The following is a 20,949-nucleotide window of genomic DNA, read 5'->3' on the forward strand; positions in this document are numbered from 1 at the left end:
CATCGCGGGTAAACCCGCCTCTACAGGGCTTTACCCGCGAAAAGGGCGTCGCCTGCCGCTAATGCTGGCGGCGCCAGGCTCGCACGGTGGTGTACAGCAGCACCAGTGCAAGCACTGGCAGTACATAGAGCAGCATCAGGCGTTCCAGGCGGCCAGCCAGTGGCATGCCCATGGTGAATGCTGCAACGTGTAGCCCATACGCCAGGTACAGGCACAGAAACACAAGCCCTTCTGCGCGGGTGATGCGGTAGCCCGAATAGAACACGGGCAGGCTCAGCACCGCCACGCCAAGCATCACAGGCAGGTCGAAATCCAGTGCGTTGGGTGATATCGACAGTGGCTCGGGGGTGACCAGGGCCGTGAGCCCCAGCACGCCGAGCAGGTTGAACAGGTTGCTGCCGATTACCGTGCCCACGGCAATTTCGCGCTCGCCGCGCAGGGCGGCGATCAGCGCCGCCGCCAGTTCGGGCAAGGAGGTGCAGATGGCCACCACGGTCAGGCCGATCACTCGTTCCGACAGCCCAAGGTCGGTGGCCACTTCCACCACGGCGTCCAGCAACAGGTGGCCGGCAAGGGTCAACAGGCCCAGGCCGGTCAGCACCTGCAGGGCCGTGCCCGCCCAGAAATGGCCGGCGCTGGAGGTGGCCGTGCGCGGGGCCGGGTACGTGCGCGCGTAGTGGCGGGACTGATGCCACAGCATCGCCAGGTAACCCACAAGCCCAAGCAGCAGCAATGCCCCCTCCAGCCTCCCCAGGTAGCCGTTGGCGGCCAAGCCGTAGACCAGCAGGCTTGCCACGATCATCAGAGGGATGTCCAGGCGTACCAGCTGGCGCGATACCCGCAGCGGAATAATCAGCGCGGCCAGGCCGAGGATGGCCAGTACGTTGAAGATGTTGCTGCCGATCACGCTGCCTACGGCAACGTCCGGCGCGCCCTGGTAGGCGGCCTGCAGGCTGACGGTGAGCTGGGGTGCCGTGCTGCCGAAGGCCACCAGGCTCAGGCCGATGATCAGCGGGCGAACATGCAGCCTTTGCGCCAGGCGCAGCGACGCACGCACCAGTAATTCGGCGCCGCCGACCAGCAGCAGCAGGGCGATGCCCAACTGCAGAAGGCTGAAGGTGGGAAGGGTGGCCAGGTCGAAAATGATAGGGCTCCAGTCGTGTCAGTCACTAAGCCCTTGTACCCGCACGCGCGCTGTTCCGCTACGCAGCATGCCGATTTTTTCTGCGGCGGCGCGTGACAGGTCGATCAGGCGATTGCGGGCATGTGGGCCGCGGTCGTTGATGCGCACCACCACGCTGCGCTGGTTGGCCAGGTTGGTCACCAGTACGCGGCTGCCGAATGGCAAGGTGCGGTGGGCGGCGGTCAGGCCGTGCTGGTTGAAGGGCTCGCCGCTGGCTGTGCGTTTGCCGTGGTGGCGTGAGCCGTAATACGAGGCGGTGCCGGTCTTGTCATAACCGCGTGGGTCGATGTCATGGCTGGCGCAGCCTGCCAGAAGGGCGAAGAGGGCGAAGGTGCCCAGGGATCGTTTCAGCAAGTCGGGCGCTCCAGTATGGCCACATCGCGGGTAAACCGCGCCCACAGCCCATTGAATGGGGCCGCTGTGAGCGCGGGTCAGGCCGCGAACGAGGGCCAGGCCCTCGCAGGTCTACATGGGTAAAACAGTCAGCCTTCGAGCTTGGCCTTGAGCAGTTGGTTCACCTGCCCGGGGTTGGCCTTGCCTTTGGATGCTTTCATCGCCTGGCCAACGAAGAAGCCGAACATCTTGCCGCGCTTGGCCTCATCGGCTGCCCGGTACTGCTCGACCTGTTCGGCGTTGGCCGCCAGCACTTCGTCGAGCATCTGCTCGATGGCACCGCTGTCGGTCACCTGTTTCAGGCCGCGGCTTTCGATGATGCTGTCGGCATCCCCTTCGCCGGCAGCCATGGCTTCGAATACCGTCTTGGCGATCTTGCCGCTGATGGTGTTATCGCGGATGCGCAGCAGCATGCCACCCAGGTGCGCAGCGCTGACCGGGGCCTGGTCGATTTCAATGCCCAGCTTGTTCAGCAGGCTGCCCAGCTCGACCATGACCCAGTTGGCCGCAAGCTTCGCATCGCCACCGATCTTGACCACTTCCTCGAAGTAGTCGGCCTGCTCACGGCTGGAGGCCAGTACGTTGGCGTCATAGGCCGACAGGCCGTACTGGCTCTGGAAGCGCTCGACTTTCTGCGGCGGCAGTTCCGGCAGGCCGGCACGCACGGTTGCCAGGAAGCTATCTTCGATCACCACTGGCAGCAGGTCTGGGTCGGGGAAGTAACGGTAGTCGTTGGCTTCCTCCTTGCTGCGCATGGAGCGGGTTTCGTCTTTGTTCGGGTCGTACAGGCGGGTTTCCTGCACCACCTTGCCGCCGTCTTCGATCAGGTCGATCTGGCGCTGGATCTCGCTGTTGATCGCGCGCTCGATGAAGCGGAACGAGTTGACGTTCTTGATCTCGCAGCGGGTGCCGAACTCGGTCTGGCCCTTGGGGCGGATCGACACGTTGCAGTCGCAGCGCAGCGAGCCTTCGGCCATGTTGCCGTCACAGATGCCCAGGTAGCGCACCAGGGCGTGGATGGCCTTGACGTACGCCACGGCCTCCTTGGCGCTGCGCATGTCTGGCTCGGAAACGATCTCCAGCAAGGGTGTGCCGGCGCGGTTCAAGTCGATGCCGGTGGAGCCGCTGAAGTCTTCGTGCAGGCTCTTGCCGGCGTCTTCCTCCAGGTGCGCACGGGTGACCCCGATGCGCTTGAGGGTGCCGTCTTCAAGGGCGATGTCCAGGTGACCCTTGCCGACGATTGGCAGGTCCATCTGGCTGATCTGGTAGCCCTTGGGCAGGTCGGGGTAAAAGTAGTTCTTGCGGGCAAACACGTTGCGCTTGCCGATTTCAGCATCGATGGCCAGGCCGAACATGCACGCCATGCGCACGGCTTCCTGGTTGAGTACCGGCAGTACGCCGGGCATGCCCAGGTCGACCAGGCTGGCCTGGGTGTTCGGTTCCGAGCCAAACGTCGTGGCACTGCCGGAAAAGATCTTCGACTGGGTGGCGAGCTGAGTGTGGATTTCCAGCCCGATCACAACTTCCCATTGCATGTGTGAATTCCTCAGAAGCCGTTAGGGGCGCGGGTGTGCCAGTCGGTCACCTGCTGGTAGCGGTGCGCGACATTGAGCAGGCGGCCTTCCTGGAAGTACGGTGCCAGCAGCTGTACACCGACCGGCAAGCCATCGACGAAGCCGGCCGGCATCGACAGGCCAGGCAGCCCGGCGAGGTTGGCGGTGATGGTGTAGACGTCCTCAAGGTAGGCGGCGACCGGGTCGCTGCTCTTGGCGCCCAGCTTCCAGGCCGGGTTCGGCGTGGTTGGGCCGAGGATCAGGTCGACATCGTTGAAGGCGGCCATGAAGTCGTTCTTGATCAGGCGGCGGATCTGCTGCGCCTTGACGTAATAGGCATCGTAGTAGCCGGCCGACAGGGCATAGGTGCCGACCATGATGCGGCGCTGCACTTCGGCGCCGAACCCTTCGCCACGGGAGCGCTTGTACAGGTCGGTGAGGTCTTTCGGGGCGTCGCAGCGGTGGCCGAAGCGCACGCCGTCGAAACGCGACAGGTTCGAAGACGCTTCGGCCGGCGCGATCACGTAGTAAGCCGGGACGGCATGCTGCATGTTCGGCAGGCTGATTTCCTTCACCACCGCGCCAAGCTGTTCCAGTTCCTTGACGCTGGCCTGGACCAGGTCGGCGATACGCGGGTCGAGGCCCGCGCCGAAGTACTCCTTGGGCAGGCCGATGCGCAGGCCCTGCAGGGGCGCATTGAGGTTGGCGCTGTAGTCCGGCACCGGTTCATCGATGCTGGTGGAGTCTTTGGCATCGAAACCGGCCATGCCTTGCAGCAGCAGGGCGCAGTCCTCGGCGGTACGGGCCAGCGGGCCGCCCTGGTCGAGGCTGGAGGCGTAGGCGATCATGCCCCAGCGCGAAACGCGACCGTAGGTCGGTTTGAGGCCGGTGAGGTTGGTCAGCGCGGCAGGCTGGCGGATCGAGCCGCCGGTGTCGGTGCCGGTGGTCACCGGCAGCAGGCGGGCCGCTACGGCAGCGGCCGAACCGCCAGAAGAACCGCCTGGCACGTGGTCGAGGTTCCAGGGGTTTTTCACCGCGCCATAGTGGCTGGATTCGTTGGCCGAACCCATGGCGAACTCGTCCATGTTGGTTTTGCCCAGGGTGACCATGCCGGCTTCGGCCAGCTTGGCTACCACGGTGGCGTCGTAAGGCGCCTTGAAATTGTCGAGCATCTTCGACGCGCAGCTGGTGCGCACGCCCAGGGTACAGAACAGGTCCTTGTGGGCAATGGGCGCACCCAGCAGCACGCCGGTGTCACCGGCAGCGCGGCGGGCGTCGGCGGCACGTGCCTGGCTGATGGCCAGGTCGTCGGTGACGCTGATGAAGCTGTTGAGTTGCGGGTCGATCTGCTTGATGCGGGCCAGCAGGGCGCTGGTCAGCTCTTCGGAAGAAAACGACTTGTCGGCGAGCCCGCGGGCGATCTCGGCCAGGGTCAATTGATGCATGGCAGGCGCTATCCCTTACTCGATGACTTTGGGAACCAGGTACAGACCGCTTTCGGTCTTCGGTGCGATGGCCTGGTAGGCCTCGCGCTGGTTGTGCTCGGTGACCTGGTCGGGACGCAGCCGCTGGCTGGCCTCCAGGGGGTGAGCCAGGGGCTCGATGCCAGTGGTATCGACCGCTTGCATCTGGTCGACCAGCCCGAGGATGCTGTTCAGGGCGTCGGTAATGCGTGGCAGTTCGCCATCATTCAGCCCCAGTCGGGCCAGATGGGCGATCTTTTCCACGTCGCAGCGTTCAAGCGCCATGGTGATCTCCAAGGGAAACAAAGAACGGAATTAGTGTCCGCGGTGAGGAACATGTCAGCTTTTTGGCGGTCCAACGGCCGCGATCATCGGCTGGCATGCTCGGAAAAACAGCCAATTTAACATATTGGCTCCTTGCCCAAAATCCCTGCCATTGTTAGAGTTTGCCGCACTTTTTTACCCACGCTTTCCCCAGGGTCACTTTCCCATGTTCAAGAAACTGCGTGGCATGTTTTCCAGCGATCTGTCCATCGACCTGGGTACTGCCAACACCCTTATTTACGTGCGTGAGCGCGGTATCGTCCTGAATGAGCCCTCGGTTGTTGCCATCCGTACCCATGGCAATCAGAAAAGCGTCGTCGCCGTCGGTACCGAAGCCAAGCGCATGCTGGGCCGTACGCCTGGCAACATTGCTGCCATTCGTCCGATGAAGGACGGCGTTATCGCCGACTTCAGCGTTTGCGAAAAAATGTTGCAATATTTTATCAACAAGGTTCACGAGAACAGCTTTCTGCAGCCCAGCCCCCGTGTGCTGATCTGCGTACCGTGCAAGTCCACCCAGGTTGAACGCCGCGCCATCCGCGAATCGGCCCTGGGTGCAGGTGCCCGTGAAGTGTTCCTGATCGAAGAGCCCATGGCCGCTGCCATCGGTGCTGGCCTGCCGGTTGAAGAAGCCCGCGGTTCGATGGTGGTGGATATCGGTGGTGGCACCACCGAAATCGCGCTCATCTCCCTGAACGGTGTGGTCTACGCAGAATCTGTCCGCGTGGGCGGCGACCGTTTCGATGAAGCCATTGTCACTTACGTACGCCGCAACTACGGCAGCCTGATCGGTGAATCCACCGCCGAGCGCATCAAACAGGAAATCGGCACTGCCTACCCAGGTGGCGAAGTGCGTGAAGTCGATGTGCGCGGCCGCAACCTGGCCGAAGGCGTACCACGCGCGTTCACCCTCAATTCCAACGAGGTGCTCGAAGCCCTTCAGGAATCGCTGGCCACCATCGTTCAGGCGGTCAAGAGCGCCCTGGAGCAGTCTCCGCCAGAGCTGGCCTCGGACATTGCCGAACGTGGCCTGGTGCTGACCGGTGGTGGTGCGCTGTTGCGCGATCTGGACAAGCTGCTGGCCCAGGAAACCGGCCTGCCGGTGATCGTTGCCGAAGATCCGCTGACCTGTGTTGCCCGTGGCGGCGGTCGCGCCCTGGAAATGATGGACAAGCACGCGATGGACCTGCTCTCCAGCGAGTGATCCCCTCGCTGTTCACGAGCCCCGGTTTACAGGTAGTGCGCACAGTGCTACCTGTATGTGCTGGGCTGGCGCCCGCCCGGGCGCCTTATCCGTCAACCCGCAACCAGGCTGGTGCGTTGTCCCATGTCCAATGACCTCCTGAGTCGTCCACGAGGAACGGCCCATTAAACCGCTTTTCTCCAAGGGCCCTTCGCTGGGCGTGCGCCTGCTTGTTCTGGTAGTGATGTCGGTCGCGTTGATGGTTGTCGACGCGCGCTTCGACCTGCTTAAACCTGTGCGCAGCCAGATGGGCCTGGTGCTCATGGAATCCTACTGGATCACCGACCTGCCACAGCGTGCCTGGCAAGGGGTGGCGGGGCAGTTCGGCAGCCGCAACGAGCTGATTGCCGAAAACGAGAAACTCAAGACCGAAGCCCTGCTGCTGCAGGGGCGCCTGCAGAAGCTGGCAGCCCTCACCGAGCAGAACGTGCGCCTGCGCGAGTTGCTCAACTCATCGGCACTGGTTAACGAAAAGGTCGAGGTGGCCGAACTGATCGGTGTCGACCCCAACCCGTTCACCCACCGTATCCTGATCAACAAGGGTGAGCGTGACGGTGTGTTCCTGGGCCAGCCGGTGCTCGATGCGCGTGGCCTGATGGGCCAGGTGGTCGAGTTGATGCCCTACACCTCACGGGTGCTGCTGCTCACTGACACCACCCACAGCATTCCGGTACAGGTCAACCGTAACGGCCTGCGCGCCATTGCCAGCGGTACCGGCAACCCCGAGCGCCTGGAGCTGCGTCACGTGGCCGACACGGCAGACATCAAGGAAGGGGATTTGCTGGTCAGCTCCGGCATGGGCCAGCGTTTCCCGGCAGGCTACCCCGTTGCCACGGTCAACGAAGTGATCCACGACTCCGGCCAGCCGTTTGCCATCGTGCGCGCCATCCCCACTGCCGCGCTGAACCGCAGCCGCTACATGTTGCTGGTGTTCAGTGATCGCCGCACCCCTGAAGAGCGCGCCACCGATGCTGCCATCGCTCAGGAAGAGGCCGACCGCAAGGGTGCGCCGGCAGCCGGGCAGGGCACAGCCGCACCCGAGCAGGCTGCGCCGGCAGCGACCACGCCCGCCACACCGGCTGGCACCACGCCAGCCAAGCCGGCCACACCCGCAGCGCAACCTGCCACACCGGCTGCGGCGCCGGCGGCAACCGCTCAACCCAGGAGGCCGTGATGGCAGCGTCGCGCCGCAACAACGGCTGGTTCATCTGGCTGACCTTCGCCATCGGCCTGCTGCTCAGCGTGTCGCCCATGCCTCAGTTCATGGAAGTGTTCCGCCCCATGTGGCTGGCCTTGCTGGTGTCGTTCTGGACCCTCGCCGTGCCGCACAAGGTCGGCATGACCACGGCATTCGTGCTCGGCCTGGCCGAAGATGTGCTCTACGGCACCCTGCTTGGGCAAAACGCGCTTATTCTCACCCTGATCACCTTCCTCGTGCTGTCGCTGCAACAGCGCTTGCGCATGTTCCCCATGTGGCAGCAGAGCCTGGTCATCCTGGTGGTGTTCGGTATTGCCCAGCTGGTTCAGCTGTGGCTCAGCGCGCTCACCGGTAACCGCCTGCCGACCCTGGCACTGGTCTGGTCGGCCGTGATCAGTGCTCTGCTCTGGCCATGGATAAGCTTTGCCTTGCGCGACGCACGCCGACGCCTGCACATCAATTGACGGCCACGGTGCCACTGACAGGGAGATGTCCGATGACCCCGCTTTACCTGGCTTCTGGCTCACCCCGTCGGCGCGAACTGTTGGCTCAGATCGGTGTCGACTTTTCCGTTGTCAGTGCCTCTGTCGACGAAACCCCGCTGCCGGATGAAGGCGTCTCCGAGTACGCCCTGCGCCTTGCCCGTGCGAAGGCTGCTGCCGGCTTGGCCGGGCTCGACGGCCCCGGTGTGGTGCTGGGTGCCGATACCGTGGTGTCGATTGGCGGCCAGATCCTTGGCAAGCCCCGTGACCGCGAACACGGGTTGGCCATGCTCGCGCAGCTGTCAGATGACCATCATCAGGTGATCACCGCCGTGGCCGTGACCGACGGCGCTCGCTGCCTGGACGTGTGCGTAGGTACTCATGTCTATTTCCGTGCCATCAGCCCAGAAGAAGCGCAGCGCTACTGGGCCACCGGTGAGCCCCATGACAAAGCCGGCGGCTACGCCATCCAGGGCCTGGGCGCAGTCTTCGTCAGGGAACTGATGGGCAGTTACTCGACCGTGGTCGGCCTGCCCCTGTTCGAAACTGCGCGCCTGCTGGATGCGTTTTCCATCGCGTGCTGGCAGCAACACGGCGTATCAGCGCCGCGCTAGCCAACCACCCCACTGCGATCCATCATTACCGAACATCCTTGACGAGAGCGTGCCATGAGTGAAGAGATCCTGATCAACATCACCCCGATGGAGTCACGCGTGGCGGTGGTGGAAAACGGGGTACTGCAGGAGGTGCACGTCGAGCGCACCCAGCGCCGTGGCATCGTCGGCAACATCTACAAGGGCAAGGTGGTACGGGTATTGCCGGGCATGCAGGCGGCCTTTGTCGATATCGGGCTGGAGCGGGCGGCGTTCATTCACGCATCGGAAATTTCCCAGCGCGAAGGCTCTGCGGTGGAAAACATCACGGCCCTTGTCCATGAAGGCCAGGCCCTGGTGGTTCAGGTCACCAAGGACCCGATCGGCACCAAGGGCGCGCGCCTGACCACCCAGCTGTCGATCCCCTCGCGCTACCTGGTGTACATGCCGCGCAGCAGCCATGTGGGCATTTCCCTGAAGATCGAGGACGAAGCCGAGCGCGAGCGCCTCAAGCGTGTGGTCAGTGACTGCATGGACAGCGAAAATATCAAGGACGCCGGTGGTTTCATCCTGCGCACCGCTGCAGAAGGTGCCCGGGCCGAGGAAATCCTGCAGGACATCCGCTACCTGCGCAGGCTGTGGGAGCAAATCGGCGCGCAGATCAAAAGCTGCGGTGCCCCCATGGTCATTTACGAAGACCTGGGGTTGGCCCTGCGCACCCTGCGTGACCTGGTAAACCCCAAGATCGAGAAGATCCGCATCGACTCCCGGGAAACCTTCCAGAAAACCACGCAGTTCGTCGAAGAGCTGATGCCGGAGATCGCCGACCGCCTCGAACACTACCCGGGCGAGCGGCCAATTTTCGACCTGTATGGCGTGGAGGACGAAATCCAGCGTGCCCTGGAGCGCAAGGTGCCGTTGAAGTCTGGTGGCTACCTGGTGGTCGACCCGGCCGAAGCCATGACCACCATTGACGTGAACACCGGTGCCTTTGTCGGCCACCGCAACCTCGAAGAAACCATCTTCAAGACCAACCTGGAAGCCGCTACCGCCATCGCCCGGCAACTGCGCCTGCGCAACATCGGTGGCATCATCATCATCGACTTCATCGACATGGAAGATGAAGAGCACCAGCGCCAGGTGCTGCGCACCCTGGAAAAACAGCTGGAGCGTGACCACGCCAAGACCAACATCATCGGCATCACCGAACTGGGGCTGGTGCAGATGACCCGCAAGCGGACCCGCGAGAGCCTGGAGCAGGTGCTGTGTGAGCCGTGCCAGGCGTGCCAGGGCCGCGGCAAGTTGAAAACCCCTGAAACCATCTGTTACGAAATCTTCCGTGAGATTCTGCGCGAGGCTCGCGCCTACCAGGCCGAGGGCTACCGCGTGCTGGCCAACCAGAAGGTAGTGGACCGTCTGCTGGATGAGGAATCCGGCAACGTCGCTGAACTGGAGGCCTTCATCGGTCGAACCATTCGCTTTCAGGTCGAGTCGATGTATTCGCAGGAGCAGTATGACGTGGTGCTGCTCTGAGGCCGCCTGACGCCCGCCGTGGCCTGGCAAAACCCATTCCACGGGCCATGCTGCATAGACGACCTGGAGGGCCTTGGCCATGGCGCGTGTAAGCCGCGTTCTTGTCGTCCTGACCCGCTGGGGGCTGGGCGTTTGCGCCCTGCTGGTGGTATTGCTGGCGCTTTACGCCAGCCTGGGGCGCGAACTGGTACCCCTGGTGGCCGAGTACCGCGCCGACGTGGAGCGCAAAGCGGCCGAGGCGCTCGGTGTACCCGTGCACATCGGCGCCCTGGAGGGCCATTGGAGCCGGCTGGCCCCGGTGTTCAAAGTACGCGACCTGCAATTGGGCGAGGGCGCATCGGCCCTGCGCCTGGACGATGTGCGGGTAGTGCCGGACATCTGGGGCAGCCTGCTGGCCCGTGAAGTCAGGCTGTCACGCATTCAGCTCAGCGGCCTGCAACTGATTGCCCGTGAAGACGAGCAGGGCGGCTGGCAACTTGAGGGCCTGCCCAAGCAGGACGACGCGCCACTGGACCCGGCAAAACTGTTGCAGCGCCTTGGCCAGCTCGGGCGCCTCGATATTTTCGATAGCCAGGTGACCTTGCAGGCCTGGCAGCGCGACCCGTTGACCCTCACTTATATGAGTGCAGGTTTGCGTGCCGGCAGCGCTCGCCAGGTGCTGGAACTGCGCGCCACCCTGCCTGATGGGCAGCCCCTGGCACTCAACCTGCGCAGCCGCGCCTCCGCCGACGCCTGGCGCGATGCCCAGGTGCAAACCTACCTGAGCCTGCCGCAAAGCGACTGGGCGCGCTGGTTACCGCCCCGCCTGCTGGGCCAATGGCACGCCGACACGTTGCAGGCCGGTGGTGAGTTCTGGGTAGACTGGCGCGACCGCCAGTTGCAACAGGCGACAGTGCGGCTCAACGCGCCGCAATTGCAAGGCGCGCTCGAGGGCCGCAAGCCGGCGAAAGTGAACAACCTCGCCTTCAATGCCTGGTTCCAGCGCCAGGGCGACGGTTTTGATGTGGTGGTCGACTCGCTGGCCATGGACCTAGCCAAGCAACGCTGGGAGTCGCACCTGCAACTGCAGCAACGTGCAGGTCAAGCCCCGGCCGATGAAACCTGGCACCTGCAGGCAGACCGCCTCGACCTCACGCCCCTGACCCCGCTGATCCATGCGCTGGCGCCGTTGCCCTCACAGGCGATGGCCGTGGTTGATGGGTTGCAGGTGACCGGTGCGCTGCGCAATGTGCGAATGCAGGCAAAACCCAAGGCTGAAGGTGATCAGCGCCTGCAATTCGAAGCCAACCTGGAAAAGGTCGGCTTCAACGCCTACCACAACGCGCCTGCCGCCGGTAACGTCAGCGGCAGCATCAGTGGCGACCTGGGCCACGGCGAGCTGCGCCTGGACACCGACGCGTTCATGCTGCACCTGTACCCTATCTTCGCCAAGCCCTGGCACTACCAGAAGGCCAACGCGCGCCTCACCTGGGCCCTCGACAAGCAAGGGTTCACCCTGGTTGCCCCTTATCTCAAGGTAGTGGGCGACGAGGGCAAGATTGCCGGTGATTTCCTCATCCGCCTGTGGTTCGAAAAAGGCCGCGAGGATTACATGGACCTGCGGGTTGGCCTGACCGACGGCGACGGCCGCTACACTGCCAAATACTTGCCCGAGGTGCTGACCCCGGCCCTTGACCAGTGGCTGCGCAGCGCCATCGTCAAGGGGGCAGTGGACGAAGGCTACTTCCAGTACCAGGGTTCGCTCAACCACGGTGCCGTGCCTGAGGCGCGCAGCATCAGCCTGTTCTTCAAGGTGCATGACGCTGCCCTGGACTTCCAGCCTGGCTGGCCACAGGTGCAGCAGGTGGCTGGTGATGTGTTCATCGAAGACAGCGGGGTGCGCATCCGGGCGCGCCAAGGCTTGTTGCTCAATACCAAGGTCAGCGACGTCAAGGTCGATATTCCCCACGTTGCAGAGGGTCGGGACAGCCACCTGTATCTGGACGGCAGCTTCGATGGTCGCCTGGCCGACGGCCTCAGCATCCTCAAGGAAGCTCCCATCGGCACCAGCGACATCTTTGCCGGCTGGGAAGGCGAGGGCCCGCTCAAGGGCAAGGTCAAGCTCGACATCCCCCTGGCGCATGGGCAGCAGCCAAAAGTGCAGGTGGACTTCGCCACGCGCGATGCCCGGCTGAAGGTTGCGCCGCCCACGTTGGAACTGAGCCGGCTCAAGGGTGATTTCAGCTTCGACTACGACAAGGGCCTGAGCGGCAAGGGCATCACCTTGCAGGCCTTCGGCAAGCCGGTGACGGCGCAAATTGCCGCAGAAGGCCAGCCGGGGGAGATGCAGACGCGCATCAGTGCTAACGGCCAGGTGCCGCTCAATGCGTTGACCCGATGGCTGCAGTTCGATCAGGCTCTACCGGCATCCGGCGACTTGCCATATGACCTGCAGTTGAGCCTGGGCAGCCGGGAAAACCTGCTCACCGTCAATTCCACCCTCAAAGGGCTGGCAATCGACCTGCCTGCACCTTTCGGTAAAGCCGCAGGTGATAGCCGCGCCAGCCGCTTCAGCATGACACTACAGGGCCCGCAGCGACGGATCGATGCCGCCTACACCGACCTTGCCCAGCTGGCCTACACTGCGCCAGCCGACAAGCTGACCCAAGGCGGCGGTGAATTGCTGCTTGGCCCGGGGCGGGCTCAGCCTCCTGCAGGCCAGGGGCTGCGGGTACGGGGCCGGCTGGAGGCCCTCGACCTGGCGCCCTGGCAGGCGCAAGCCGAAAAGCTGGGTGGCAGCGACCCTGGTGGCAGTGCCAAGCAACTGCTGCAGAGCGTGGACCTGACCATTGGCCAGCTCAAGGCGTTTGGCACGCAGCTGAACCAGGCCGTGGTGCGCCTGGCCCGCAGTGGCCCGGCCTGGGCGCTGCGCCTGGACAGCCGCGAAGTGATTGGGGACGCCCGCCTGCCTGACGCCAAGGGCGCGCCCATGACGGTGCACCTGCAAACGCTTCGCCTGCCTGCCAGCGATGCCGGGCAGGCACAGGCCGAAGAGGGTGCCGACCCGCTGGCGTCTTTCGACCCGCGCAAAGTGCCACCGCTGGACCTGCGCATCGACAAGCTGTACCGCGGGGATGAACTGTACGGCAGCGCCGCCATCAAGCTGCGGCCAACCACGCGTGGCGTTGCTGCCAGCGACCTGGACCTGGACCTCAAGGGCCTGCGCATCAATGGCGGCGGCGGCTGGGAGGCAGGTGTGGGCAGTGCCAGTAGCTGGTACAAGGGGCGGTTGCAGGGCAAGAACCTGGCCGATGTACTCACTGCCTGGGGCTTTGCCCCGACCGTGAGCAGCCGCGATTTCCGCCTGGATGTGGACGGCCGTTGGCCGGGGTCGCCGGCTGCGATCAGCCTCAAGCGCTTCTCGGGGAGCCTGGACGCAGCACTGCGGTCCGGCCAGTTCGTCGAAGTGGACGGTGGTGCCCAGGCATTGCGGGTGTTCGGCCTGCTCAACTTCAACTCCATTGGGCGGCGCCTGCGCCTGGACTTCTCTGACCTGTTCGACAAGGGCCTGGCCTACGACCGGCTCAAGGGCTTGCTGGTGGCGAGCAACGGCGTATACGTGACGCGCACGCCGATCTCGGTCACCGGGCCTTCGAGCGATTTCGAACTCGATGGCACGCTGGACATGGTGCGCGACACGGTCGCGGCCAACCTGCAGGTCAGCCTCCCGGTCACCAACAACCTGCCACTGGCGGCGCTGATCGTGGGTGCCCCGGCAGTGGGGGGCGCACTGTTCCTGGTCGATCGGCTGATTGGTGACCGCGTCTCACGCATCGCCAGTGTGCACTACCGGGTAGAAGGCCCGTGGAAAGAGCCTAGAATCACCTTTGTGAAACCTTTCGAGAAGTCCCGCTAGGAGTGCCCATGAAGGCTGCGGTCATCCAGATGGTCAGCCAGGACGGCGTACTGGAAAACCTGGCGCGTGCCAGTGCCTTGCTGGAGCAGGCAGCAGCAGGCGGCGCGCGCTTGGCCGTGCTGCCGGAAAACTTCGCCGCCATGGGCCGCAAGGACGCCGCCGCCATTGGTCGCGCCGAAGCGCTGGGGCAGGGGCCGATACTGCCATGGTTGAAACGCGTCGCCCGCGACCTCAAGTTATGGGTAGTGGCAGGTACATTGCCATTGCCGCCTGCAGGTCAACCGGATGCCAAGGCGCATGCCTGCTCGCTGCTCATCGATGAGCACGGCGAGCAGGTGGCACGTTACGACAAGCTGCACCTGTTCGACGTGGATGTGGCCGATAACCGTGGCCGCTACCGCGAGTCTGATGACTATGCCCACGGCGCCCAGGTGGTGGTGGCAGATACACCGGCGGGGCGTGTGGGGTTGAGCGTGTGCTACGACCTGCGCTTCCCCGAGCTGTACAGCGAATTGCGGGCGGCGGGTGCCGAACTGATTACAGCACCTGCCGCCTTCACCGCTGTGACGGGAGCGGCGCACTGGGACGTGCTGGTGCGTGCCCGTGCCATCGAAACCCAGTGCTATGTACTGGCGGCGGCGCAGGGCGGTACGCACCCTGGCGAGCGCCACACTTACGGCCATGCAGCGATCGTGGACCCGTGGGGGCGGGTCGTTGCACAACAGGCGCAAGGTGAAGCGGTACTGCTTGCCGAGCGCGACAGCGAACAACAGGCGTCCATCCGGGCGCGCATGCCGGTGATCGAACACCGGCGCTTTTTCTCGCAGGGCGCGTTGCGGCCTGCGCACACCTCGGAGTGACTATGAGCCAGATGTTATCCACCGTCAGCGAACAGCTCCTGACACCAGGCGGCCTGACCCTGGACAGCCTGCAGAGCGTGCTGGGTGAATTGGCCGGCCCCGGTATCGATGCGGCCGATCTGTATTTCCAGGGTCAGGTATCCGAAACCTGGGCGCTGGAAGACGGCATCGTCAAGGAAGGCAGCTTCAACCTCGATCAAGGCGTCGGCGTACGCGCCCAGGCCGGTGAAAAAACCGGCTTTGCCTACAGTAATGCGATCAACCTTGAGGCGCTGACCTCCGCTGCCCGTGCCGCGCGTTCAATTTCCCGCGCCGGGCAGAACGGCAGCGTGCAGGCCTTCCGCACACAGCAGGTGCCAGCGCTGTACACGGCGGACAGCCCGCTGGACGTGCTCAGCCGTGCCGAAAAGGTCGAGCTGCTCAAGCGTGTCGATGTGGCCACCCGCGCGCTGGACCCGCGTATTCAGCAGGTCAGCGTGAGCATGGCCGGGGTCTGGGAACGCATCCTTGTTGCGGCAGCCGATGGCAGCCTGGCTGCAGACGTGCGCCCGCTCGTGCGCTTCAACGTCAGTGTCATCGTCGAGCAGAATGGCCGCCGCGAGCGGGGCGGGCAGGGCGGTGGCGGGCGTACCGACTACCGCTTCTTCACCGAAGAGCGGGTGATGGGCTATGCCCGCGAGGCCCTGCGGCAGGCCCTGGTAAACCTGGAGGCCATACCGGCGCCGGCAGGTACTCTGCCGGTGGTACTGGGCTCCGGCTGGTCCGGTGTGCTGCTGCACGAGGCTGTGGGCCACGGCCTGGAAGGTGACTTCAACCGCAAGGGCAGTTCGGCGTTCAGTGGCCGCATCGGTCAGAAGGTGGCCTCCAGCCTGTGCACCATCGTCGACGACGGCACCTTGGAAGGGCGGCGGGGTTCGCTGAGCGTGGACGACGAAGGGACCCCGACCGAATGCACCACCCTGATCGAGAACGGCGTTCTGAAGGGCTACATGCAGGACAAGCTCAACGCGCGTCTGATGGGCATGGCGGTGACGGGCAATGGGCGCCGTGAGTCCTACGCGCACCTGCCGATGCCGCGCATGACCAACACCTACATGCGCGCAGGCGAGAGCGACCCGCAGGAAATCATCGCGTCGGTGAAAAAAGGCATCTACTGCGCCAACCTCGGTGGTGGGCAGGTCGATATCACCAGCGGCAAGTTTGTGTTTTCAACCAGTGAGGCTTACCTGATCGAAGACGGCAAGATCACCGCACCGGTAAAGGGCGCTACCCTGATCGGCAATGGCCCGGAAGCCATGAGCCGGGTGTCGATGGTCGGCAACGACCTTGCCCTGGACAGTGGCGTAGGCACCTGCGGCAAGGATGGGCAGTCGGTGCCGGTGGGGGTGGGCCAGCCAACCTTGAAGCTGGACGCAATCACCGTCGGTGGTACCGGCGCGTGAATACGCCCGCAGGCTGCCGGCCGCGGGGGGGGGGGGGGGGCCCCCCCCGGGGGGGGGGGGGCCCCCCCCCCCCCCCCCCCCCCCCCCCCCCCCCCCCCCCCCCGGCCCCCGCCCCCCCCCCCCCCCTCCTGTAGGACACTTCACAAGTCACACTTTCACGCACGTTCATATCTAATAAACTGTCGGCGCACTAAGCACGCTGCACCTCGTCCGGCACGTTGCAATCACTGCTTGTTGTTCCAATCCTCGAGTCGCTCGCACATGTCAATCACTACCACTCTCTCGGCAGTGCTTGCATCTGCGCCCTTTGACAAAACGTACTCATCAAGCTGGTCATACCTGAACACACGCCCCTGGCAAACCAAGTCTTCGTAGCAATCTTCGATGTCTTCCAAGCCGGAGTCCGAGCGCGTCATCACCACTTTCGTCTCAGGGTCGAACGCCTGTAGCAAATGAATCAGCTCAGCGACTTTCATGGACTCACCTCATACCCGACGACCAGCCGACCTGGCGTCAGCATAGAAGACCTCAAGGAGCTCACAGTGCGAGGACTTCTCCTTCACTTATTTTTCACACCAAAGTAGGCACCCGAAGCTCAGGCACCAATTGAAGATCAGCGGGATTCCGCTCAATCCACCATTTCAGCCATCTGCATCCTCACCAACTGCGCAAGCTGAGGGTTTTTGATGACCCGCATCCCACGCTCGATCGGCCCATCAATCTCCGACATCAATACACGAGCACGATGCGCAACATCGGTCAGCCCTACAGCCTCAGAGGCGATGGCGATATGGTTGAGGCGCACCCAAACACCATGGATGAGGTTCTGAGTGAGTTTCAGGTGCTCCATCGCGAAGTTCAAGCCAGTCGAGAGGTAGCTATCTATGTTGCTATCGAGGCTCCGTGAAAGGTAACGAGACAAGCTGTATTCTTTTTCGAGCTCGCCCTCTATGAAGCCAGCTGGGTCAGCCGCCCCCCGTACCGCGAAGGTCATCAGATCTGGGTGGTATCGGTAGGTATTTACCTTCATGTCATTGTTGAAAAAGGTGAGGTACTCGTTTTCGTGCAAGAAATTGACCACGATCTCATCAAGCTCGGGTTGCTTAACCAGCATATCCCCCACATCGTTTATGGTCTGAATGTCATATGTGGCATTTAGTTCTGGATTGGACTGGACTAAGGCCCTGACCTTCGCCAACCACTCAAAGGTAATTTCCGCATTCTTCTTAAGGGGGTCATTGGACTTAGCGAACTCAACTTCATCTGGAAGGGCCTCCCGAACCACGCCCGGAACAACTTCAAATGCCTTGGTTCTGGCGAGCTTGCCCGGCGTGCAGTAGTGAGGCGAGTTGAGGTTGATGAAGTCGTAACCAATCTCAGCATAAGCCAGGGCAACAAGCCGTGAGCAGAATTGTTTCTTGGTTGATTCGAGCTTCATCAAGCGCCGTGGGAGAGCGAGAGTAGCCTCATCCAGCGCGTACAAGGAACCAACCTGATTGCGTGCGTAAAGACAGATCTGATCCAGCTCCTGCTCGCTCAGAGGTTTCTTGCTCCGCAGTACCACACAGTGGCTCGGCTTATCCAAAATGATCCGCTGAGGGTTCTTCGAGAAGACTCCTGCCTGTACCGCCTCGATCAGCGTACCTTCCACCCATATCGACGCATGCGAGTAGCGTGATGCGGTACCCAGTCGCACTCCCTTGCTGATCAAGGTGTTCTCAGCAGTCAGGACGATGTCGCCCCGCTTGAGCAGTGAACGCTCAATTGTGTATTTCTTTTCCATCGATGTACGCCTCATGAGATTGGAGGCGCAGCTCAGGGACGTAATCGATGTAGGTGACGTTGCCCATTTCGAATGAGGTTCACCACATGCTTCAGTACGAAATCAAGGCCGCGCACACCAGCGAAATGAGGGCACAACGCCATCCTTCAAGCTGACCGCAGCCGGTGAATAGATGACAAATTGTTTCCACGACACGATGAAGGTAGATCAGGTGCCTCTTGGCTTTGCCCGCGCTGTGGCTTGAGCAACAAGTGGATCATCAGGCCAAAAATGCTTTGGGTACCTACCTTTCAAATCCTTCTTCACCTCAATGTAGGTGGACGCCCAGAAGTTCGCCAAATCCTGTGTCACCTGTACTGGGCGGCGCGCTGGGGATAGCAAATGCAGCTTGAGAACTTGGCGACCATTAGCAATCCGTGGCGTATCTGCTTGGCCAAACAGCTCCTGCAATCTCACTGCAAGAACCGGCGGACGTTCACTGTAGTCAATTCGAATATTCGACCCGGACGGTACCGAAACCGTCTGGGGCGCCTGCGCTTCCAACTGCTGCGGAAGAGGCCACGGTAGCAGGTTGCGTATGATAGAAGACAGATCGAGCTGACCAAAATGGCTGAGCCGTGTGACCTTACCGACATAGGGGCCGAGCCAATCCTCGAGCGACATTAGCAAGGCTTCATCACGAAGATCGGGCCACTCGCTCTGCTTACCCGACTCTTCATCCAACAGGCGCAGCAGCTCAACCCTTGCTTGCCACTGACGAAGTTCGGGCGCCCACGGAAGAAGCTCCAGTCCCTTCCGGCGAACGTAGTTGAGCAAGGCCTGAACGCGCGCTTCATCGCTAAGGTCGGCCAGAGGCGCACGCGACAAAATCAACTCCCCGACTTTCACCTGCCGCTCGGCGCGGAGCACACCCTCACGCTCATCCCAATCAAGCTCGTCGATCAAGCTGACCTGCTCTTTAAGGACAGTGTCGAACAATGCTTCATCCAGATCGGCAGCCAGATAGATCCGTTCTTCACGCTGGCCCAGCCGGCTTCCCAGGTCGGCGACTACCAACCAGGGATGCTTCATCAACGCATCGGTCTCGGTGAACATCGCTGCACGGCCATTAGCCAAGCGATACTCAGCCCCACCAGCACGACGCTGTTGTGCAACACGATCTGGATACGCCAAGGCAAGCAAGCAGCCCACCCACCTCGAGTGGTCTGAATCAGCGACTGGTTGCGATGCTGGGCCGCGCAAGTACGACCGGTATTGCCTCGCTAGTTGCTTCGCTCTTTGAGCACCGCCTTGCTCACTCCTCTGTGCTCTCTGCTCACCGGACAGGATGGCCAAGCGACTATGAAGGTATGCACCACCACCACGCTGGATATCCCGCTCGCCAAGCAAAGCAGCGATATTGCACGCTGTCTCTGTCAGACCCAGTTCGTGACCTCGCAACAGTAGATGGGCGATTCGAGGGTGGCTTGGCAGCTCGGCCATCGCTTGGCCGTGCTTTGTCAGTTGCCCATCAGGCTGTAATGCGCCAAGGCGCCGAAGCAAGTCGTTGGCTTGGGAGTAAGCAGCTGCGGGCGGAGCATCAAGCCACTTTAGGTCGCCCGGCTGAACGCCCCATTTAGCCAGTTGAAGCGCCAAGCCAGTGAGGTCAGCCTGCTGAATTTCAGGCGAGCTGAAAGAGGCCATTTGGTCATGCTGCGTCTCAGACCAGAGTCGATAGCAGACACCGGGCTCGACTCGACCTGCCCGACCTGCTCGTTGAGTTGCACTAGCCTTGGATATTCGCTGAGTATCGAGTCGCGTCATCCCACTACGAGGATCGAAGCGTGGAACCCTCTCAAGACCGGCATCGAGCACGACCCGCACACCGTCGATGGTGATACTGGTCTCAGCGATGTTTGTGGCCAGCACAACCTTCCGCTTTCCTGCCGGTGCCGGATCCATCGCAGCCCGCTGCTGACTCAGATCGAGCTCACCATGAAGGGGGCAAAGAAGAACGTCACGCTGAAGTGATGCCGACTGGGTCAAAGCATCTTCCAGGCCTGTTACGACTCGACGGATCTCGGCTTGACCAGGAAGGAAAACCAGCAAGCTGCCAGGCTGATCAGCAAGTGCTTCAAGGCACGCACTGATGACTCGCGGCTCGATGTATTCTCCAGGTTGCTGAGGTTTTCCCCAGACTGTCGAGACCGGGAACATGCGTCCCTCGCTCGTCACGATCGGAGCGTCATCCAGCAGGCGCGATAACCTTTCACCTTCGAGCGTTGCCGACATCAGCAGCACCTTCAGTGGGGCATCGTCCCGGAAAAGCTCGCGCCCATTGAGCGTCAGCGCCAAGGCGAGATCGGCATCTAGATTTCGCAAATGGAATTCGTCGAAGATTACGAGCCCCACACCTTCAAGTGCAGGATCGCTCTGCAGACGACGCGTCAGTATTCCTTCTGTCACCACCTCGATCCGCGTCTTTGGCCCGACTTTGCTGTCCAGGCGAATCCGATAGCCAACGGTCTCACCGACCTTCTCACCTAGCTCGCTGGCCATTCGCTCCGCAGCAGCTCGCGCAGCAAGACGGCGAGGTTCCAACATGATGATCGTCTGCCCTTGGAGCCATGGCTCATTGAGCAAGGCAAGCGGGACACGAGTCGTTTTACCGGCGCCAGGCGGTGCTTGAAGCACCACCTCATTTCGATTTTGAAGGGCTTCAAGAAGGGCCGGCAACGCGGCGTTGATTGGCAACGAACTCATGTGTACTCCTGCGGCAGGAGCGCAGTATACAAAGGTTCACCAGGGGTAGATGCGATGGATGAGGACTCACGAACCCCGTGCCCTCTCATGTGCAGCCTCAACCGTGCTGCGATTGGGTTTATCTGCTAAACCTCTTGGGAAACGCCTCTCGAAATTCGACATGAGAGTGCGTTTTAAATTGTGTAATGGCCCCTAGCCACAAAACCTGTTCATGTATACAGTATTAGTAAGCAGCATCCGTGCAGAATGACCTTTCGGCGAA

The 20,949-nt window shown here is 62.4% G+C and carries 16 protein-coding genes; 8 read left to right on the forward strand and 8 right to left on the reverse strand.

All coding sequences use genetic code 11. The features are described from left to right. Positions 1-58 precede the first annotated feature (58 nt). From IAE33_RS02330 to gatC, 5 genes are all read right to left on the reverse strand, one after another. Positions 59-1,102 carry a calcium/sodium antiporter gene (locus IAE33_RS02330; RefSeq protein WP_201161928.1) on the reverse strand — a complete coding sequence of 348 codons (1,044 nt, stop codon included), beginning with the start codon at positions 1,100-1,102 and terminating at the stop codon, positions 59-61. A gap of 60 nt (positions 1,103-1,162) precedes the next feature. After that, positions 1,163-1,537, reverse strand: coding sequence for a septal ring lytic transglycosylase RlpA family protein (locus IAE33_RS02335; RefSeq protein WP_201161929.1), 375 nt, complete (start codon positions 1,535-1,537; stop codon positions 1,163-1,165). A gap of 128 nt (positions 1,538-1,665) precedes the next feature. Next, the gene (gene gatB / locus IAE33_RS02340; RefSeq protein ID WP_028631550.1) at positions 1,666-3,111 is read right to left on the reverse strand and encodes an Asp-tRNA(Asn)/Glu-tRNA(Gln) amidotransferase subunit GatB; all 1,446 of its coding nucleotides are present in this window, start codon (positions 3,109-3,111) and stop codon (positions 1,666-1,668) included. An 11-nt stretch (positions 3,112-3,122) separates the two neighbouring features. Next, positions 3,123-4,574: an Asp-tRNA(Asn)/Glu-tRNA(Gln) amidotransferase subunit GatA gene (gatA, locus tag IAE33_RS02345; RefSeq protein WP_201161930.1), complete on the reverse strand. Its 1,452-nt coding sequence runs from the start codon at positions 4,572-4,574 to the stop codon at positions 3,123-3,125. Positions 4,575-4,589: 15 nt separating this feature from the next. Beyond that, the gene (gene gatC, locus IAE33_RS02350) at positions 4,590-4,877 is read right to left on the reverse strand and encodes an Asp-tRNA(Asn)/Glu-tRNA(Gln) amidotransferase subunit GatC (protein ID WP_028631548.1); all 288 of its coding nucleotides are present in this window, start codon (positions 4,875-4,877) and stop codon (positions 4,590-4,592) included. Between the two features lie 205 nt (positions 4,878-5,082). Here gatC and mreB point away from each other — a divergent pair, with 205 nt between their 5' ends. From mreB to tldD, 8 genes are all read left to right on the forward strand, one after another. Further along, a complete protein-coding gene (gene mreB / locus IAE33_RS02355) occupies positions 5,083-6,120 on the forward strand; it encodes a rod shape-determining protein MreB (RefSeq protein ID WP_003255163.1) in 1,038 nt (345 codons plus the stop codon). 223 nt (positions 6,121-6,343) lie between these two features. Next, entirely contained in the window at positions 6,344-7,333 is a 990-nt protein-coding gene (gene mreC / locus IAE33_RS02360; protein ID WP_060482229.1) for a rod shape-determining protein MreC, read from the forward strand. Beyond that, a complete protein-coding gene (gene mreD, locus IAE33_RS02365; RefSeq protein WP_060501773.1) occupies positions 7,333-7,821 on the forward strand; it encodes a rod shape-determining protein MreD in 489 nt (162 codons plus the stop codon). The genes mreC and mreD overlap by 1 nt, the downstream gene beginning before the upstream one ends. Positions 7,822-7,853: 32 nt before the next feature. Continuing rightward, the gene (locus IAE33_RS02370; RefSeq protein WP_201161932.1) at positions 7,854-8,453 is read left to right on the forward strand and encodes a Maf family protein; all 600 of its coding nucleotides are present in this window, start codon (positions 7,854-7,856) and stop codon (positions 8,451-8,453) included. Between the two features lie 54 nt (positions 8,454-8,507). After that, a complete protein-coding gene (gene rng / locus IAE33_RS02375) occupies positions 8,508-9,965 on the forward strand; it encodes a ribonuclease G (RefSeq protein ID WP_028631544.1) in 1,458 nt (485 codons plus the stop codon). A gap of 79 nt (positions 9,966-10,044) precedes the next feature. After that, the gene (locus IAE33_RS02380; protein ID WP_201161934.1) at positions 10,045-13,860 is read left to right on the forward strand and encodes a YhdP family protein; all 3,816 of its coding nucleotides are present in this window, start codon (positions 10,045-10,047) and stop codon (positions 13,858-13,860) included. Positions 13,861-13,868: 8 nt separating this feature from the next. Next, entirely contained in the window at positions 13,869-14,720 is an 852-nt protein-coding gene (locus tag IAE33_RS02385) for a carbon-nitrogen hydrolase family protein (protein ID WP_201161936.1), read from the forward strand. A 2-nt stretch (positions 14,721-14,722) separates the two neighbouring features. Further along, positions 14,723-16,162: a metalloprotease TldD gene (gene tldD / locus IAE33_RS02390; protein ID WP_060482225.1), complete on the forward strand. Its 1,440-nt coding sequence runs from the start codon at positions 14,723-14,725 to the stop codon at positions 16,160-16,162. 224 nt (positions 16,163-16,386) lie between these two features. Here the strand turns inward: tldD and IAE33_RS02395 are convergent, their stop codons facing one another. The 3 genes from IAE33_RS02395 to hrpB all read right to left on the reverse strand — a co-directional run bounded on the left by IAE33_RS02395 (position 16,387) and on the right by hrpB (position 20,687). Then, a complete protein-coding gene (locus IAE33_RS02395; RefSeq protein WP_201161938.1) occupies positions 16,387-16,638 on the reverse strand; it encodes a hypothetical protein in 252 nt (83 codons plus the stop codon). A gap of 152 nt (positions 16,639-16,790) precedes the next feature. Further along, entirely contained in the window at positions 16,791-17,945 is a 1,155-nt protein-coding gene (locus tag IAE33_RS02400; RefSeq protein WP_201161939.1) for a YiiX/YebB-like N1pC/P60 family cysteine hydrolase, read from the reverse strand. Positions 17,946-18,152: 207 nt separating this feature from the next. Beyond that, the gene (gene hrpB / locus IAE33_RS02405; RefSeq protein WP_201161941.1) at positions 18,153-20,687 is read right to left on the reverse strand and encodes an ATP-dependent helicase HrpB; all 2,535 of its coding nucleotides are present in this window, start codon (positions 20,685-20,687) and stop codon (positions 18,153-18,155) included. Positions 20,688-20,949 lie beyond the last annotated feature (262 nt).

This window comes from Pseudomonas sp. S60 (assembly GCF_016647865.1).
Taxonomy (GTDB): Bacteria; Pseudomonadota; Gammaproteobacteria; order Pseudomonadales; family Pseudomonadaceae; genus Aquipseudomonas; species Aquipseudomonas parafulva.

What these genes read in the sequence shown, in the direction of transcription:
- hrpB (WP_201161941.1), bottom strand. Translation starts at nt 20,687, where the DNA reads ATGAGTTCGTTGCCAATCAACGCCGCGTTGCCGGCCCTTCTTGAAGCC.
- IAE33_RS02370 (WP_201161932.1), top strand. Translation starts at nt 7,854, where the DNA reads ATGACCCCGCTTTACCTGGCTTCTGGCTCACCCCGTCGGCGCGAACTG.
- gatC (WP_028631548.1), bottom strand. Translation starts at nt 4,877, where the DNA reads ATGGCGCTTGAACGCTGCGACGTGGAAAAGATCGCCCATCTGGCCCGA.
- IAE33_RS02385 (WP_201161936.1), top strand. Translation starts at nt 13,869, where the DNA reads ATGAAGGCTGCGGTCATCCAGATGGTCAGCCAGGACGGCGTACTGGAA.
- mreC (WP_060482229.1), top strand. Translation starts at nt 6,344, where the DNA reads ATGTCGGTCGCGTTGATGGTTGTCGACGCGCGCTTCGACCTGCTTAAA.
- tldD (WP_060482225.1), top strand. Translation starts at nt 14,723, where the DNA reads ATGAGCCAGATGTTATCCACCGTCAGCGAACAGCTCCTGACACCAGGC.
- gatA (WP_201161930.1), bottom strand. Translation starts at nt 4,574, where the DNA reads ATGCATCAATTGACCCTGGCCGAGATCGCCCGCGGGCTCGCCGACAAG.
- IAE33_RS02400 (WP_201161939.1), bottom strand. Translation starts at nt 17,945, where the DNA reads ATGGAAAAGAAATACACAATTGAGCGTTCACTGCTCAAGCGGGGCGAC.
- gatB (WP_028631550.1), bottom strand. Translation starts at nt 3,111, where the DNA reads ATGCAATGGGAAGTTGTGATCGGGCTGGAAATCCACACTCAGCTCGCC.
- IAE33_RS02395 (WP_201161938.1), bottom strand. Translation starts at nt 16,638, where the DNA reads ATGAAAGTCGCTGAGCTGATTCATTTGCTACAGGCGTTCGACCCTGAG.
- IAE33_RS02380 (WP_201161934.1), top strand. Translation starts at nt 10,045, where the DNA reads ATGGCGCGTGTAAGCCGCGTTCTTGTCGTCCTGACCCGCTGGGGGCTG.
- mreD (WP_060501773.1), top strand. Translation starts at nt 7,333, where the DNA reads ATGGCAGCGTCGCGCCGCAACAACGGCTGGTTCATCTGGCTGACCTTC.
- rng (WP_028631544.1), top strand. Translation starts at nt 8,508, where the DNA reads ATGAGTGAAGAGATCCTGATCAACATCACCCCGATGGAGTCACGCGTG.
- mreB (WP_003255163.1), top strand. Translation starts at nt 5,083, where the DNA reads ATGTTCAAGAAACTGCGTGGCATGTTTTCCAGCGATCTGTCCATCGAC.